Here is a 15313-nt window from a genome sequence, read left to right on the forward strand (position 1 = left end):
CCCGCACCCCGGGCACCCGGGCGGCCGGGTTAAACCCCCCGCCGCCGGGGGGGCCCCCCCACCTGGGGGGCGGGAGGGGCTGACCAACCGGGGGGGGGGGGGGGGGAGCCTCCGCACCCGCCCACCAGCCCCCACCTACCGATCCCGCCCAGCACGGGCACCACCCGTCAGCCGCCGCCGAAAGCAGGACCCAGCCAACGAAGCAGACCGCCGGGACTTCACGAGGAAACCCGGCGGCCGGAGACCCACAACTACCCTGCAGCAAGGTGACGGTGTCGATTCGATGTCCTTCTCGCTGGGAGGGATCCATTCCGGCAGCGCACGTCGTATGGTCCGTTGCTGCCCCGCTGCCGACCCGAAGGGACCGCATGACCGACTACGACCACGACTTCTACAACCCCGCCCCCGAACCCGCGCGTGCCGTCATCCGCGCCGTCCCGCACCCTGCCGAGCTCAACCCGCGCGGCATCACCATCACCTGCACCGGCTGCGGTGCCCGCCGCGACTGGCTCCTCCTCGCCGTCCGCGACCAGATCTTCGTCCGCTGCCGCTGCGCCCACGAATGGCGCGAGCCCGACCTCGTCCGGGCAGACTTCGACCGGCACTACGTCGAACCCGAGCATGAATGGGACGACTTCGATACCGCTATGAGAGCCCTCGCCTTCGACGGACTCCTCGCCGGAACGACTTGGAACCTGGACTGAGGTCCACGCCGCACCCGCCACTGTTCACTTCCGATGCTTGTCGCGTGATGCCCGGACGAGCGAGGACAGCGGGGCACACGGGCGGCGCTTCGGCTACCGGCGGAGGTCGACCTGGATGACGGCGTGGCGGCCGTTGGTGCGCCACGGCGTCCCGGCGCTGTCGAGCTGAGCGACGACGGCAGCGTCCACGCCGACGATTACGTCCGACTTCAGCGTCCGCAGCGCCGTGACGGCTGAGGGGAAGTGGCTGGCCACCTCGGTAAACGCAGTGGTGGGCGGCCACAGCTGATCGCCCACCAGCCGACGGTAGTTGAGGTCACCCTTGAGGATCGTCATCGCTGCGTCGGCGAACTCGGACCGGAGGTCGGCCGGCATGTCGTGGAACGGCAGCGGCGCGCAGAAGAACGAATGCGTGCGGACCACGAGCGCGCCGCTGTTCATCGCTCGCCACAGCCGTTCGCCGATCGCCCCGGCAGCCGCCATGGTCGCGGTGCGCAGACGCTCGATGGTGGCGAGGACATCGGCCATCGTCGCGTCCGACACGTAGTACGGCTGCGGCTTCACGTACACGACGACCTGCCCCGCCAGGCCGGAAACCAGGAGGTGGTCGACCAGCACCAGGTCCGGCAGCAGCTCCCGGCCGGCGTTGTCCGCGATGATGCAGACACGCCCGCCTTCGACCCGCTCCAGCTCGGCCCAGAGCGACTCGCTGTCGTCGGCCACCAGGTCGGACGCGATCGACCCTCCGGCCTCCGCCGTGATCTGAAAGCTCAGGTCGGCGCGGTTGCCCCAGAGCGCCGAAGAGAGAAGCGCGGCGGCTCGCTTGTCGGTGAAATCCGAGGGCAGGTCGCCGAGGGCCGCCAGCTCGGCGTCGACGGCCGCGCCGGCGAGTTCGGCGCCCTTGAACGGCGCGAACGGGTCGATCCCCTGCCAAGCCCCTGGCCGGAAGAAGCCGGTGGCTTCGAGCAGCCTGCGGTAGAAGTAGCTCTCGGCCCACAGGAACGGCGCCTCGCCCCACGGCCGTCCGAACAGACCCTCACCCCACTCCAACCACTGCTGGTGATCGTGGGCACTGGTGCTGAGCGGCTGCAGCACACCCTCGGTGCTCTCGGCGAGGAGCTCCTCGATTGCGACCCGCTCGCTCGGCCCGTACGGCAGGGCATCGAGCACCTGCTGGACGAGCTTCGGGTGCCGCTCGTGGAAGACGTCCCGGGCGAACGAGCCGGGGGTGCCGCTCAGGATCACGGGTGCGCTGGGCATGCTCAGATTCGTCCTTCTCCTCGGCTGTCGGCGGGTTCCGCCACATGATCCACGGTCTGCCCGTGATGGAGCTGCAGCGACGCAGGGCCGGCCGCGCTCCCGACGAGCACGCGACCCGTACCGGGGTCGGCGGCGGCGCAGTTCAGCGTCGCGTCGACACGTACCTCGGCGAGTTGGTGCTGGTGGCTGAGCGACCAGGCCCGCACGGTTCCGTCGGCCGCGGCCGACAGCAACCGGTCAGGATCGTCGCCGAAGGCCATCATGAGGACCCGGCCGACGTGTCCGGACAGGTGAGCGGTGAACTGGCCGGTTCGGACGTCGCGGACGTGGATCTCCCCAGTGCCCGAGCCCACCGCGAGATGGGCGCCCGCAGCATCGACGGCGATCGACCGCGCCCATCCTCCGGGGTTCACGAACCGGTTGAGGTGCCGACCCGTGCGCGAGTCCCAGAGGTGCACGGAGCCGTCGCCGCCGCTCGCGGCGAGCAGGTGGCCCTCGGCGTCGAACGCCAAAGACCGCACGCGGCCTGCATGGGCCTGCTGCTCCCACACCAGCGCTCCGGAGGGGAGGTCCCAGCACCGGATGTGCCCGTCGCCGGTGCTGGCGGCGAGCCGGGTGCCGGACCGGGCCACCGCGACGCTCCAGCTCCGGGTGACGTCGTCGTTGAGCCGCAGGGCCCAGCTCTCGTCGTCGAGGGACCAGACGTGGACTGAGCCGTCCCCGCAGGCCGCCGCGACGTACCTGCCACCGGTGGCCACCGACCACACCCGGCCCGCGCTGCCCAGCAGTTCGCGGCGCGACGCGGCGGTGGGCAGGTCCAGAAGTTCGACGTGGCCGTCACCGTGGCCGACGGCGCCGAGGCCGCCGTCGGACGTGATGTGGGTGGACCAGACCGTGTTCGAGCCTTCGGCTACGGCGTGGAGCCCGTCGGGTTCCGACTTCGTCCACAACCGCAGGGCGCCGTCCTCGCAGCCGGCGACGACCGTGCCGTCGGCCGCGCAGGCCAGTGCCCGGACCCAGTCAACGCCCGGCGGCATCCGCACCTCGCCGACCGGGCCGCCGGCGTCGAACGCCCGGATGACGGCGTCCTCGGTGGCGGCAAGGAGGAGGTCCGACTGGCCGTCGAGGACCACCGAGCGGACGCGTGCGGGAAGGCCGTCCACCCGCCGGACCTGGTTGAGCCTGCCGCCGCTGGTGTCCCAGAGGACCACGGAGCGGTCGCCCGAGCCCGAGGCGAGGAGCCCGCCGGTGCGGGAGAAGGCCACCGACCGGACCCAGTCCCGGTGACCCGCCTTCTCGTCGAGGAGCGTGCCGGTCGCCAGGTCGTAGAGGCGGACGAACTCGTCCTCGCCCGCTGCGGCCACGACCCGCGCAGCGGCGTCGATGGAGACCGTCCACAGCGGCGTTCCGCAGGTTGCCATCGAGTGACTGAGGGTCAGTTCCTTGGCGTTCCAGACCCGCACGTTCCCGTCCTCGGCCGCCGAGAGCAGGTACCGGCCGTCCGGGGTGAAGCTGAGGCAGCGGACCCGGCGATCGTGACCGGCGAGGATCCCGAGCGCTCTTCCCGTGCGGGGGTTCCAGAGGCGGATCAGGCCGTCCTCGCCCGCCGAGGCCAGCAGTGCGCCGTCATGCGTCAGGGCAGTGGCGAACACCCAGCCGGTGTGGGCGTGGAAGGCGTGGATCAGGGTGCGCGAGGAGAGGTCCCAGACCCGGACGGCGCCGTCCTCACCGCCGGAGGCGATGACGCCCGCAGCGGTCGCGACCGAGACGACGGCGCCCACGTGGCCGTGCCCCACTGCGGCGGCCCGGGCCCACGAGGTCTGGAAGCCGACTGCGTCGGCGGTCTCCGTGGTGCTGCCGGACGGCAGGTCGCCCGCCCGCACGAGGGCGAGGGTCAGCGTCGATGCCATGTCCTGCGGTGTTCGGAGCCCGTGCAGCAGGTATCCGGCCCCGGTCAGCGTTTCCGCCCGGTGCCAGTCCCGGTGCCGGGGATGGGAGTCGGCCCGGAAGGGTTCGACGCTCCCGAGGACTATGGCGTCGGCCGCCAGGGACTGGCTGCCGATCGTGGCCGCCTTGCGCGCCACGTACGAGGTGGACGACAGCAGGTCCACCAGCTCGTCATCGAGTCCGGCCTCGTGCAGGTGGTAAGGCAGTTGCTGCCACATGTAGGAGTGGGACGACGGCAACTGCGACCAGTCCGCCGCACCGGCGCCGCGGTAGGAATCGATCAACGAGGCGTGCAGGGCTGCCCACTGACCGCCCACCATGTGCTTCAGGTAGGAGCGGAACACGTCGTGCAGGACCACCGCGTCCCGGTCGGCCAGGTACGCGCTGATCAGCGAGCGGTCGGCCAGGATCCGGCAGAACTGGCGGACGGCGCTGGCCGACCAGCCGTGGGACGTGCTCCACCAGTGGGTGAGCACGCTCAAGGGCACCGGCAGCGTGGCGGGGAAGACCGCCAGCGATAGGTAGCGCTCGCGCAGCGACGAACCCCCGGTGATCCTCACGCCCTCGTCGAGACTGCGCAGACTGGCGGTGATGGCGTGGCCGATCGCGTTGGAACGCTGGTCCGCGTCCCACACGTCGAACGCCTGGGGTCCGTGGGCGTGCAGTGCCTGCCTGGCTTCGGAGACGGCCCGTTCGGCGGAGGCACCTGCGTCCAGGTCGGAGGAGACGTTGGAGCCGACCACGGTGGCCAGCAGCGGCCACCCGCCGCACAGGGCCGCTAGCCGGTCGGCGGCCGGCCGGGTCAGGCGGGAGACGGATCGGGTCAGCAGCTCGCTGATCTCCGGAGCGGACATCGGGCCGAGCCGCAGCACCTGGGCCGTCGACGGGCAGGTGCGGATGTTCCTCGTGGTCACGAGGCGGGTGCAGGATGGCGCGCCGAACAGGAACGGAGCCAGGTCCGCCGCCGACCAGACGTTGTCGATGACGAGCAGCACTCGCCTGTCCTGCAGCACACGGGCCAGGTGGAAGCCGGCCTGCTCGGGATCGGTGAGTGCGGGGCGGGTGCCGTCGACGTGCACGCAGAGATCGGAGATCAGCTCCACGACGCGGGCGGCGGTGCAGCCTTCTCCCGTCTCCACCCAGAGGATCTCGGGGAACGTCTCCCGGACGCCGGGGTCCTCGCACACCTGAGTGACCAGGGTCGTCTTACCGAAGCCGCCGGGTCCGCACACCGCCAGGACGGGGCTCCTGCTGGATGCGCTCGCCTCGGCCAGCAGGGAGATGACGCTGTCGAAGTCTTCGGATCTGTGTACCAAGCCGGGCTCCGGAGGTGGCGCTAGGACGTAACTTCCCGCAGTGGTCGCTCGATGACGGACGTGCCCGTCGAGGAGCTGTCGGAAGCGGTCCACAGCGTCGGGGTCCGCCCGGTCGAGGACTGTGTCGAGCAGTGCCTGCGAGTCGGTCACGGGGAACAGGTGCTCCCCGCCGGCCTCCCACTTGGACACCGTCCGATCGCTGACACCGAGGTGAGCTGCGAAGCCGCGGACGGTCATCCGTAATGCCTCGCGGAGAGCCTTGGCCTCACGACCTGACCAACGCTGCACCGTGCCCACTCGAACCCCCGCGATCGGTACTGACGACGCTAGCAGCCTATTCCGAGGCGTCCCGGGTCGTACGGGCAATGGTTCAGCACGGGTTCAGCACGAGTACCACAGCCGCGACGAGTGGTGATCGACTCGCACTCCGGTACCGCCCGGCTCGGTTCGGTGCCGGTTCCACGGCGGTGCGACGCGCGGACCTACTCCAGAACCGGCCCTGGCAGGCAGGCTCTTCAGCAGCTGCTCAACCTCCGGCTTTCGGCCGACAGAGCTGTTGGAGAAGCCCCCACTTGGTAATTCGATCACCGGTCTCGGCCCATCGCCGTCGCTGGTGACGGAAGGGAACTGATGGACAGCACCCTGACCCGCCCGGAACAGAGCCCGATCGTCGCTGCGACGCCTGCCGGATGGCGGCCCACCGCCGTGATCCTGGACCTCTTCGGAACTCTGGTTCCGGCCCCGGACGATCGCGAGCGCGGCCATGCCGCGCGGAGGATCGCCGCCGAACTGCACGTGCCGGACCACATCGCCGACCAGGTGCTCGGCGGCAGTTGGCAGGCTCGGCACGACGGCACCCTGAGCACGCCCACCGAGATCGCCGCGCATCTCGCCGAACAGTGCGGGGCCCCGGCTGAGTACGTCCCCCAGGTGGAGTCAGTACTGCGACAGCTGGCGCCCCGACGGTTGCGTGCCGAGCCGTCAGTGCTGGAGAGCCTCCACACGCTGCGGTCGTCCGGCATCCGGCTGGCGCTGCTGAGTGACGCGGCCCCCGACATCGCCGAGGCGTGGCACCACTCCGAACTCTCCGAGCAGTTCGACGTGGCGCTGTTCAGCTGCCGCGAGGGCGCAGTGAAGCCGACCCGGCAGCTGTACGCGCGGGTCGCCGAGCGCCTCGGGAGCGCCGCGGATTCGGTGCTGTACTGCGGCGACGGTGGTGGCAACGAACTGCTCGGGGCCCTGCGCTGCGGAATGCGGGCGGTGCGGGTGGAACGGCGGGGCGGCACGGACACGCTGGCCTTCGGCGACCAGGGACAGCCCTGGCCGGGCGTCACGCTCCGGTCCGTCGAGGCCCTGCCGACCTGGTTGGGCGTCACGAACTTGAACCGGCAGGAAGTCCGGTGACCGGCGTTGGCACGCTCGTCTGGGAAGCCCAGCCCGGGGAGCCGGACGGTCCGCTACGCCTCGCACCTGTGCGCCGCGCCGCACTGCCGGCAGACGCCGGGACGACGGACGTCCGGGTGCGCTTCTCGGCACTGTGCGGGAGCGACACCAGCAAGCTCTGCTCGGACTCCTGGGGCGGACCGATCCCCGAAGGGTGGGTGCCCGGCCACGAGGTCGTCGGCATCGACGACACCACCGGGAACTGGGTCGCGGTCAATCCGCTGGTCGCGTGCGATGCATGTGCCGAGTGCGTCCTGGGCCGCATCCACCTGTGCCCCAGCCTGCGGCGCATCGGCTGGGACCTGCCCGGCGGCCTGGCCGAGTCCGTTCGTGTTCCCGTGCGGAACGCCGTGCCGCTGCCTGCTGGAGCACCTGATCCGGTTGTGTTCGTCCTCGCCGACCCGGTGGCGGTCGCCCTGCACGGCGTGCGGTGTGGCCTGCAAGCACCACCCTCCAGTGGCACGAGCCGCCTCGGGGTCATCGGCGCCGGCACCCTGGGCATCTGCACCGCAGTCGTCGCGGCCCGAGCCGGATGGGACGTCCTCCTGACCACTCGCAGGCCGGACCACGAAGCGCGGCTCCGGACCCTGTTGGCGGGCACCTCCGTCACCGTCTGCCCGACTGCAGGTCTCCCCGCGGGCGCGTGCGACGCGGTGGTCGACGCGGCTTCTGGGCACTCGCCCGCGCCGCTGCTCCAGGCGCTCGAGGCGGTACGGGACGGCGGCACGGTCCTCGTCCAGAACGCCTACGCCCCGCAGGTGCAGCTGCCCACCCCGGTGCGCGAGGTGTTCCGACGCTCACTCACCATCCGGGGCTCGTACTCCTACTGCCGCGCGAACGACTGCGACGACTTCCGGGACGCCCTCCAACTGCTCGACCAGGACGCGGACAGTGCGTGGGCCACGGCCCTCATCTCCACCCGCTACCCGCTCGCCTGGCTGCCCGACGCCCTGGCCGCGCTCCGCCCCGACGCTGCGGGCCGACCGCTGAAAGTACTGCTCACTTCCCGTAGCTGACTTCACCCCTAGGAGCTCCGCGATGCACTCGCCCCCCGTCCCGATCCCCGACCTCGTGCACCTGGTCAACTCACCCGACGACATTTCCCCGGTCGAGGTCCACAACGGTCTGCTGCACCTGCTCCGGCTACCCGCCGGCCCGCCCCGTGACGTGATGCTCGGCAGCGTGCTGACCGCCCTACTCCTGCGCGGACCGCGCCCTGCCGAGGTGGAAGCCGCGATCCGGGCCGCCCGCGCGCTGGACCGCAGCGCTGGGGAGCCTCTGATGCCGCCGCCGGGGATGCGGCTGGTCGGCTACACCGGCAGCGGAAAGAAGACGTACAAGACGATCAACATCAGCTCGGCTGCCGCGCTGGTCGCCGCGGCGGGCGGCGCGCACATCGCAAAGCTCGGCTCGCGCAGCGCCTCCTCCAAGACCGGTTCCCGGGACTTCATGGACGTGGTGGGTGCGCGGTGCGAGCATCTCTCGCCGCAGGCCATGGTGGACATCGCGGGGGAGTGCGGCTTCGGGTTCTTCTCCATCGAGCACCGGGTGCCGGAGTTCGACCGGCGCTACGGCCAGCGGTTTCAGGCCGTGCACGCCCTGAGCCTGGGCTTCCCCGCCCTGCTGAGCCCGGTGGCCTGCCACGGCTTCGTCTACGGCCTGTCCCACCCGGCCGTCCAGGTGTCCGCGCGACTGCTGCGCCGACTCGGCCTCGGTGACGTCACCGTGGTCAACTCCTCCCCCGTGCCCGGCAGTCAGGTCGACGAGCTGATTCCCGGCGGTACCGTCCGCGTCTGCCGCCTGACCGCTGGCCAGGAGGACCTGGATTTCGCACGCGCCGTCGGCGAGGCCAGCGGCGTCGTGGGCCCGGTCGGTGACCTCGGCTCCCTGGCACAGCGCGCCGATCCCCGCGCCAACGTCGCCGCCATCGTGCATCTCCTCGCCGGCCGCGCCCCGGCGGTGGCCCGTCGCACCGTCGCGCTGAACGCGGCCGTACTGATGGTGACCGCCGGCGTCGTCCCCACCTTGCGAGCTGGGCTGGCCACCGCGCTCGCCGTCGTGGACGACGGCGCCGCCCTGGACACCCTGCGCCGCTTCGTGTCCCTCACGGGCGGTGCCCCACGCACGGTCGACGCCCTCTTACGACTGCCCTCGGACCACCGTCCGGCCTCCGACAGGGAGACGACCGCATGCTGACCCACGAAGAACTCGCCATCGTGCACCTGGTCCTCAACACCGACTGCAACGCCTGGGACCTGCCGAAGACGGCCGGTTCCCCGGGTGTGTGCCGCTTCTGCTACCGCGAACGTAACCGGGTGCACACCGACGAGGTCACCGTCCGCCGCGTCATCGACCGCGTCCGCGCCGAGTCGGAGGCACGACGGATTGTCTTCACTGGCGGCGACCCCGTCATGCCGTACGACAACCACCTGGAGCCCGCGCTCCAGCACGCCCAGGCCGCTGGCTTCGAGACCAACCTGCACACCAACGGCCTGCTGCTCGCCGACCGCTACGCGGGCCTGCGCGACCACGTCACCCTCTACTCCCTGGCCGTGGACGGCCCCGACGAGCAGAGCGCCGACTGGTTCCGCGGCGACGGCTACTTCACCACCTTCCGGGCCAACACCGCCCTGCTCGCGTCCGACCGGCGGCGCCTTGCCTTCAACACCTTCACCACCGCCGTTTCGCTGGCCGCCCTCCCCAGCCTTGCCGAGATCATCACCGGTCTGGCCGCCCGCACGCCGGTGGAGTACTGGCTGATCTCCCAGTACCGCCCGATCGGCCGCGCGAACTCCCGCAAGGCCGACCTCTACGCCTACGACCGCGAGGCGTTCACCCAGGCCGTTACCCACGTCCGCGACCTGCTGTCCGGCACCGGAATCCAGGTGTACGACCAGCCGACCCGCGCTGCCGAGGACCCTTATCCCTTCCGGGTCTGGGTCCTTGCCGACGGCACCGTCACCGCCGATCTCGGCAGCGTCGCCGCGCCGCGCAACACCGTCCTCGGCAATCTCCTCGCCGACGGCTTCGAGCCCCTCGTCCGCCGGGCCTTTGCATCGCGCTCCACCACCGACACCTCCACCGCGACCTCCTCGGACAAGGAAGTGACCACACCGTGAAGTTCGACTCCGCGTACTACGACGACGTCATCGCCCGCCACAACTACGAGCGCATCGCTCCCGGGAGCACCGCTGCCACCAGCGACAGCGTCACCCCGGAGGCCGACGCCGAACCCGCCCTCGGCGCCATCGACTTCCCGCTCTCCGACCTGAGCCCGGACGACCTGCGCACCAAGTGGATGTGCCACACCGGAGCCCGGGACTTCGCAACCGCCGTCGCCGACGGGAAGCCCGCCACCGTGACCACCGGCGTCGGCCTCGGCGGCCCGCCGCACGCCGGCACCGTCTTCCAACTCCTGCGCGCCGTCACGCTCCAGCAGCACGGCCTGCACGTCCAGATCGTGCTCGGCGACCTCGACTCCTACAACGCCCGCCGCACCCCGCTGGCTGAAGTCCGCCGACTGGCCGACCAGTACGAGGAGTTCGTCCGCCGACTCGGCTTCGACGAGCAGCGCGGAGTCCTGCGCCGCCAGGAGGGCAACCCCGACGTCCTGGCCACGGCCTTCCTGCTCTCCCGCCACCTGGACGACGCCGACTTCACCTGGGCCGAGGAGGACCTCTCCGGCCTCTACCGCAACCACGGTGTCTTCGACCACCTCACCTACGGCATGAAGCAGGCCACCCTCCTCATGGCCGCCGACTTCGTCCATCTGCTCGCCCAGGACCGCCACGTCCTGGTCTCCCTCGGCGTCGACGAGCACAAGTACGTGGCACTCGCCCGGCGCGGAGCCGAACGCTGGGGTCTGCCCGCCGACCGCCTCTCCGGCATCTACACCAAGATGATCCCCGGCCTCGGCGGCCTGCCCAAGATGAGCAAGAGCATCCCCGGCTCCGGCATCACCGCCGCCATGCCGGCCGACGACATCCGCGCCCTGCTCGCAGCCGACACCGACTCCGGACCGGACGACGACACCTCCGCTCTGCTCCAGATGTTCGCCTGCCTGCCCGAGACCGGCGGCCACGCCTACGACCTGGCCGCCGAAGCACGCCGCACCGGCGGCCACCGCTGGCGCGAGCTCCGCGAGGAGCTCACCGAGCGCCTGGTCGGCGTCTTCTCGCTCTGGCCCCAGCTGTGACACGACCGAAGGAGTCCGCCATGTCCACCACTCCCGCGCTGTCCCCCGCGTCAGCCCCGGCGCCGTACCCCGTCCTCTCCCGTCAGCCCCTCGGCGACGCCACCACCCACCACATCCGGACCGGCTACCGTCACCGGACCACCGTGGAGTACTTCACCGACACCACCGACGACGACGTCACCTGGCAGCCCGACGTCTACCCGTACGCCGCTACCCTCGCCGAGCACTCCGGTCTCGACACCCTCATCGACCTCGGCTGTGGCCGCGCCGGCAAACTCGCCGCCCTGGCCTCCGACCGCCCCGACTGGATGTACATCGGCGTCGACTTCGGCGACAACCTCACCTGGTGCCGCGACAACCACGCCTTCGGCCAGTGGATCGACGCCGATCTGGAGAAGACCGAATACCTCCCCCTCGCTCCCGATCTCCTGCGACGCTCCATCGTCGTCTGCTCCGACGTTATCGAACACCTCCTCGACCCGCTCCCGCTCCTTGCGCTCACCCGGAACCTCCTGTCGGACGGCGCCTCCGTCGCCGTGTTCTCCACCCCCGCCCGCGAGTTCCGCAGCGGCTACGACGCCCCCGGGCCGCCCCGCAATCCCAGCCACGTCCGCGAATGGGCCAGCGACGAGTTCCAGGCCCTCCTGCGCGCCCGCGGCTTCGAGATCCGCTACGCCGGCGTCACCCGAAGCGACGACGCCTCCCACGGCCTGTCCACCCAGCTCGTCACCGTCAGCCTGCCCGAGGTCCGCCGATGACCATCGCTTCCCCGACCTCCAGCCTTCGGGTCGTCCACCTGCCCGCTCGCACCCCCTACGCCCGCAAGCTCGACGGCTCCGGCATCCGCGCCCTGAACACCGCCCCCGAGCCCACCGAGATCCGCCCCGGCCTCGTCGTCCCCGCCGACGTCACCGCTGCCTGGATCCTCGACCACGCCCCTCTGGACTGGCTCGACGTCCTCCACCTCCACCACATCGACCTCGAAACCCCCGCCGTCCTGGAGCGCCTTCTCGCCGCCTGCGCCACCGCCGGCGTCCGCGTGGTCTTCACCGCCCACGACACCCGCCCCATGTTCGGCGGCGACAGCGACGGGGCCGACGCCTTCATCACGCGCCTGCGGATGCTCCTCGCCGCCGACGTCCCCTGGATCTGCCTCACCGAAGGCTCTCGCGCCGACCTCGCCGCCCTGCTGGGCACCGAGCCTCCCGCCACCGTCATCCCGCACGGCTACGTCGTACCGCCCGACACCCTCCGCCACCGCGAACGCCTCCCCGGCACCGGCGTCCGCACCCTCCTCTACGGGGCCGCCCGCGCCAACCGCGACCAGATCTCACCCGTCGTCAACTGGTCACTCGCCAACCGCGACCCCGCCCACAGCCTGCATCTCCTCCTGCGCGCCGCCAGCCCCGCCGACTTCACCCGGACCACCCCCAACCCGCTCCCCGTGATCCTGGACACCGCCCGCCACGACCCCCGCATCCGGATCACGATGCGCCCGTACCCCACCGACCAGGACGTCCTCGACGCCGCCCTCGCCAGCGACCTGCTACTGCTCCCCTACCTCTGGGGCACTCACTCCGGCCAGCTGGAACTCGCCTTCGACCTCGGCCTCACCCCGGTCTGCGCCCGCGTCGGCCATCTCCCCGAACAACACCAGCTCCATCAGCGGCACGACCAGGCCGTCCCCGAACCCGAATGGTTCGACTGGACCACCGGCCACCCCAACCTCTTCGGCGAACGCTTCCTGACCGCCCTGGAATCCGCGACCGCCCGCACGGCCGGCACCCCGCGCCGCCTCGACCACGACTTCCTCGACTACCGCGCCCAGGAGCACAAGGACATCCTCACCGCCCACCTCGCGCTCTACGAAGGCGGTCACCGATGACGAACGCCCCGCTGCCCCGGATCTCCTGCGTGATCCTCTGCCACAACTACGGCCGCTACCTCGACCGTGCCATCACCAGCTGCCTGGAGCAGGAGCCCGGCAACTACACCCTCCACGAGATCCTCGTCATCGACGACGGCTCCACCGACGAAACCCCCGAGATCTGCCGCCGCCACCAGGACCACGTCCGCATCGTGCGCCGCCCCCAGCGAGGGTTCGCCCAGACCCTCACCGACGCCGTGCTCCTCGCCGAGGGCGACTGGATCGCCCCCCTCGACGCCGACGACTGGTTCCACCCCGCCAAACTCCGCACCTGCGCCGACGCCATCGCCCCCGACCGCCTCCTGATCGACCACTGGGAGACCGTCGTCGGCACCGACGGCCGCCCTCTGCTGCCCGAGCCCCACCCCGGCGGCAACACCAGCACCCTCCTCGTCCACCGTGACGCCGCTCGCAGCCTCCTCCCCGTGACGAACGAGATCCACTTCCACGCGCTGCGCGACGCCGGCCACGGGCACACCCTCACCGAGCCGCTGGTGAACTACCGGCTCCACCCGGCGAGCATGACCGACCGGACCCTCAACGGCTCCTCCCAGCACTACCGCGCCGACGTCTGCGTGGCCCTCGCCGACCGCCTCATCGCCCTGACGGCCAGCCCGCCCACCTGGGCCACCGCCGCCGCACTGCGCCGCATCTCCCACCGCTACCGCGCCCGCGCCGCCGGGCACCGCGTGGAAGCCCACCTTCAGCAGGGCCAGCGCCTCCGCACCCTCCGCCCGCTCGTTGCGATGCTTCGCCACTCCCTCGGCGGCCGGGCACCGCTCTCGGCGTGGCTACGCAGTCTCCGGAGCGTCGCCCATGACCGCCCGCTCGCCCCGCCGCCACCGACCTCAACTACCGCTCCGGCCTCGGCGGTTCTCCATGTCGCCACCGAAGCGCTCGGTAACTAAATGAATGCGATTCCGGATACGCCGGTGCTAAAATCACGTGCTTCTCCCATGCCCGCTGGCCGCGCCAGCCAACAGATCCAGGAGCGTAACGACGCCATGAGCCGTCTCAGCGAGTCCGTAGTCCGCGCCGTGGAGATCCTCAAGGGATCGGACCTGGCCGCGGACTATACGGTCGCCCGGCTCTTGGAAGAGACCTATCGCCGCCGCTCGCTGGACCTGTCCGACCTCTCGCCGGCCGAGCAGGCCGCACTGGTCGAAGGCCGTGCGATCAACGTCATCCCCTCCGCCTCCGGGCTCGCGGAGAAGATCACGGCTGCCCAAAGGGAGGGGCGGTCGCTCGTGGTCAAGTATGGGATCGACCCGACGTCCCCGGACGTGCACCTGGGCCACTCGGTGCCGATCATCATCGCGTCCCGGTTCCAGCGGATGGGGCACCACGTCGTCTTCATCATCGGCGACGTCACCGCCAAGATCGGCGACCCGTCCGGCCGCTCCTCCGAGCGACCGCCGCTGACCGACGCCGACATCGCCCACAACCTCAGCGGCTACCAGCAGCAGGTCACGCCGTTCATCGACTTCACGCGCGCCGACCTCCGCTTCAACGGCGAGTGGCTGAACAAGGTCAGCCTGCCCGAGCTGGTGGGCATCCTGGCCCACGTCCCGGTCTCGATGACGCTCCAGCGCGACGACTTCCGCAACCGCCTCGCTGCGGGTGACGGCCTGTCAGTCGCCGAGTTCGTGTACTCCGTCGTCATGGCCCTGGACTCCGTGGCCATCACCGCGGACGTCGAACTCGGCGGCGTGGACCAGCTCCTGAACCTCCAGATGTGCCGCAAGGTCATGGAGATCCGCGACCAGACCCCCGAGATCATCATTACCACTCCGCTCATCGAGGGCACCGACGGCACCGGCGCCAAGATGAGCAAGTCCAAGGGCAACTACGTCGGACTCTCCTCCTCCCCGGACGAGATCTTCGGCCGTGTGATGTCCATCCCGGACCACCTCATCGAGCCCTACCTCAAGCAGCTCACCGAGTGGACCGACGAGGAGATCACGACCGTCACCGGCCGGATGGCGGACGGCACCGCGCACCCCATGGCCGTCAAGCGCATCCTGGCTGGCGAGGTGACCGCAGCCCTGCACGGCCTGAAGGCCGCCGAGGCCGCCCGCGCCGAGTTCACCGCCCGCTTCTCCAAGCGGACCTTCGGCGAGGCGCAGAACCTCCCGGCCGTCTCGTTCCAGGAGCACGCCGAGACCCCGCTGGTCACCCTGCTGACCCAGGTCCTGGGCTTCGCCGCCAGCAACTCGGCCGCCCGCCGAGTCGCTGCTCAGAACGGCCTTCGCCTGATCGCCGAGGGCGTCGACGGCGAGCAGCACACCACCCAGCTCGACGAGGTCAGCACCCAGCAGGCGCTGTCCGCGCTCGTCGGTGAAGCCGAACTCGCCGGCGAGGCGACCTTCTACCTCAAGGCAGGCCGGAAGATCGCCCGTATCGACGTCTGACCAGCGTGTGGGGTGGTGGGGGCGGGGCGGCCCCACCCACCCCCAGCGTTTCAGTCGAAACACAAAACGCGGGGGGGAGCCGGATGGCGGACTGCGGCCCCCCCGGATCA

The 15313-nt window shown here is 71.0% G+C and carries 12 protein-coding genes; 10 read left to right on the forward strand and 2 right to left on the reverse strand.

Annotation, left to right across the window (positions count from 1 at the left end; genetic code table 11):
- The first annotated feature begins 368 nt into the window (after positions 1-368).
- Complete coding sequence (locus tag ACFVHV_RS15780; protein ID WP_380351608.1) at positions 369-704, forward strand: hypothetical protein; 336 nt, start codon at positions 369-371, stop codon at positions 702-704.
- 93 nt (positions 705-797) lie between these two features.
- Here ACFVHV_RS15780 and ACFVHV_RS15785 read toward each other — a convergent pair whose 3' ends face one another.
- A complete protein-coding gene (locus ACFVHV_RS15785) occupies positions 798-1964 on the reverse strand; it encodes a damage-control phosphatase ARMT1 family protein (RefSeq protein ID WP_380351610.1) in 1167 nt (388 codons plus the stop codon).
- Positions 1965-1966: 2 nt separating this feature from the next.
- The gene (locus ACFVHV_RS15790; RefSeq protein ID WP_380351612.1) at positions 1967-5524 is read right to left on the reverse strand and encodes an NB-ARC domain-containing protein; all 3558 of its coding nucleotides are present in this window, start codon (positions 5522-5524) and stop codon (positions 1967-1969) included.
- 333 nt (positions 5525-5857) lie between these two features.
- Between ACFVHV_RS15790 and ACFVHV_RS15795 the strand changes: the two genes are divergently transcribed.
- The 9 genes from ACFVHV_RS15795 to tyrS all read left to right on the forward strand — a co-directional run bounded on the left by ACFVHV_RS15795 (position 5858) and on the right by tyrS (position 15203).
- Positions 5858-6631, forward strand: a complete 774-nt coding sequence (locus tag ACFVHV_RS15795) for an HAD family hydrolase (protein WP_380351614.1) — start codon at positions 5858-5860, stop codon at positions 6629-6631.
- A complete protein-coding gene (locus ACFVHV_RS15800) occupies positions 6628-7686 on the forward strand; it encodes a zinc-binding dehydrogenase (RefSeq protein ID WP_380351616.1) in 1059 nt (352 codons plus the stop codon). Before ACFVHV_RS15795 ends, ACFVHV_RS15800 begins: the two co-directional genes overlap by 4 nt.
- Before the next feature lie 22 nt (positions 7687-7708).
- Entirely contained in the window at positions 7709-8866 is a 1158-nt protein-coding gene (locus ACFVHV_RS15805) for a hypothetical protein (protein ID WP_380351618.1), read from the forward strand.
- Positions 8860-9789 carry a radical SAM protein gene (locus tag ACFVHV_RS15810; RefSeq protein ID WP_380351620.1) on the forward strand — a complete coding sequence of 310 codons (930 nt, stop codon included), beginning with the start codon at positions 8860-8862 and terminating at the stop codon, positions 9787-9789. The genes ACFVHV_RS15805 and ACFVHV_RS15810 overlap by 7 nt, the downstream gene beginning before the upstream one ends.
- On the forward strand, positions 9786-10865 hold the full coding sequence (locus tag ACFVHV_RS15815; protein ID WP_380351622.1) for a hypothetical protein: 1080 nt from the start codon (positions 9786-9788) through the stop codon (positions 10863-10865). The genes ACFVHV_RS15810 and ACFVHV_RS15815 overlap by 4 nt, the downstream gene beginning before the upstream one ends.
- A 20-nt stretch (positions 10866-10885) precedes the next feature.
- Positions 10886-11623, forward strand: coding sequence for a methyltransferase domain-containing protein (locus ACFVHV_RS15820; protein ID WP_380351624.1), 738 nt, complete (start codon positions 10886-10888; stop codon positions 11621-11623).
- A complete protein-coding gene (locus tag ACFVHV_RS15825) occupies positions 11620-12750 on the forward strand; it encodes a hypothetical protein (RefSeq protein WP_380351626.1) in 1131 nt (376 codons plus the stop codon). The genes ACFVHV_RS15820 and ACFVHV_RS15825 overlap by 4 nt, the downstream gene beginning before the upstream one ends.
- Positions 12747-13700: a glycosyltransferase family 2 protein gene (locus ACFVHV_RS15830; RefSeq protein ID WP_380351627.1), complete on the forward strand. Its 954-nt coding sequence runs from the start codon at positions 12747-12749 to the stop codon at positions 13698-13700. The genes ACFVHV_RS15825 and ACFVHV_RS15830 overlap by 4 nt, the downstream gene beginning before the upstream one ends.
- 96 nt (positions 13701-13796) lie before the next feature.
- Positions 13797-15203 carry a tyrosine--tRNA ligase gene (tyrS, locus tag ACFVHV_RS15835; protein WP_380351629.1) on the forward strand — a complete coding sequence of 469 codons (1407 nt, stop codon included), beginning with the start codon at positions 13797-13799 and terminating at the stop codon, positions 15201-15203.
- The last annotated feature ends 110 nt before the right edge of the window (positions 15204-15313 follow it).

Origin of the sequence: Kitasatospora sp. NPDC127116 (assembly GCF_042677365.1) — a bacterium.
Taxonomy (GTDB): domain Bacteria; phylum Actinomycetota; class Actinomycetes; order Streptomycetales; family Streptomycetaceae; genus Kitasatospora; species Kitasatospora lactacystinica.

Bases quoted from the DNA above. Each gene is read 5' to 3' on its own strand.
- tyrS (WP_380351629.1), top strand. From the start codon at position 13,797: ATGAGCCGTCTCAGCGAGTCCGTAGTCCGCGCCGTGGAGATCCTCAAG.
- ACFVHV_RS15810 (WP_380351620.1), top strand. From the start codon at position 8,860: ATGCTGACCCACGAAGAACTCGCCATCGTGCACCTGGTCCTCAACACC.
- ACFVHV_RS15820 (WP_380351624.1), top strand. From the start codon at position 10,886: ATGTCCACCACTCCCGCGCTGTCCCCCGCGTCAGCCCCGGCGCCGTAC.
- ACFVHV_RS15805 (WP_380351618.1), top strand. From the start codon at position 7,709: ATGCACTCGCCCCCCGTCCCGATCCCCGACCTCGTGCACCTGGTCAAC.
- ACFVHV_RS15785 (WP_380351610.1), bottom strand. From the start codon at position 1,964: ATGCCCAGCGCACCCGTGATCCTGAGCGGCACCCCCGGCTCGTTCGCC.
- ACFVHV_RS15830 (WP_380351627.1), top strand. From the start codon at position 12,747: ATGACGAACGCCCCGCTGCCCCGGATCTCCTGCGTGATCCTCTGCCAC.
- ACFVHV_RS15780 (WP_380351608.1), top strand. From the start codon at position 369: ATGACCGACTACGACCACGACTTCTACAACCCCGCCCCCGAACCCGCG.
- ACFVHV_RS15795 (WP_380351614.1), top strand. From the start codon at position 5,858: ATGGACAGCACCCTGACCCGCCCGGAACAGAGCCCGATCGTCGCTGCG.
- ACFVHV_RS15825 (WP_380351626.1), top strand. From the start codon at position 11,620: ATGACCATCGCTTCCCCGACCTCCAGCCTTCGGGTCGTCCACCTGCCC.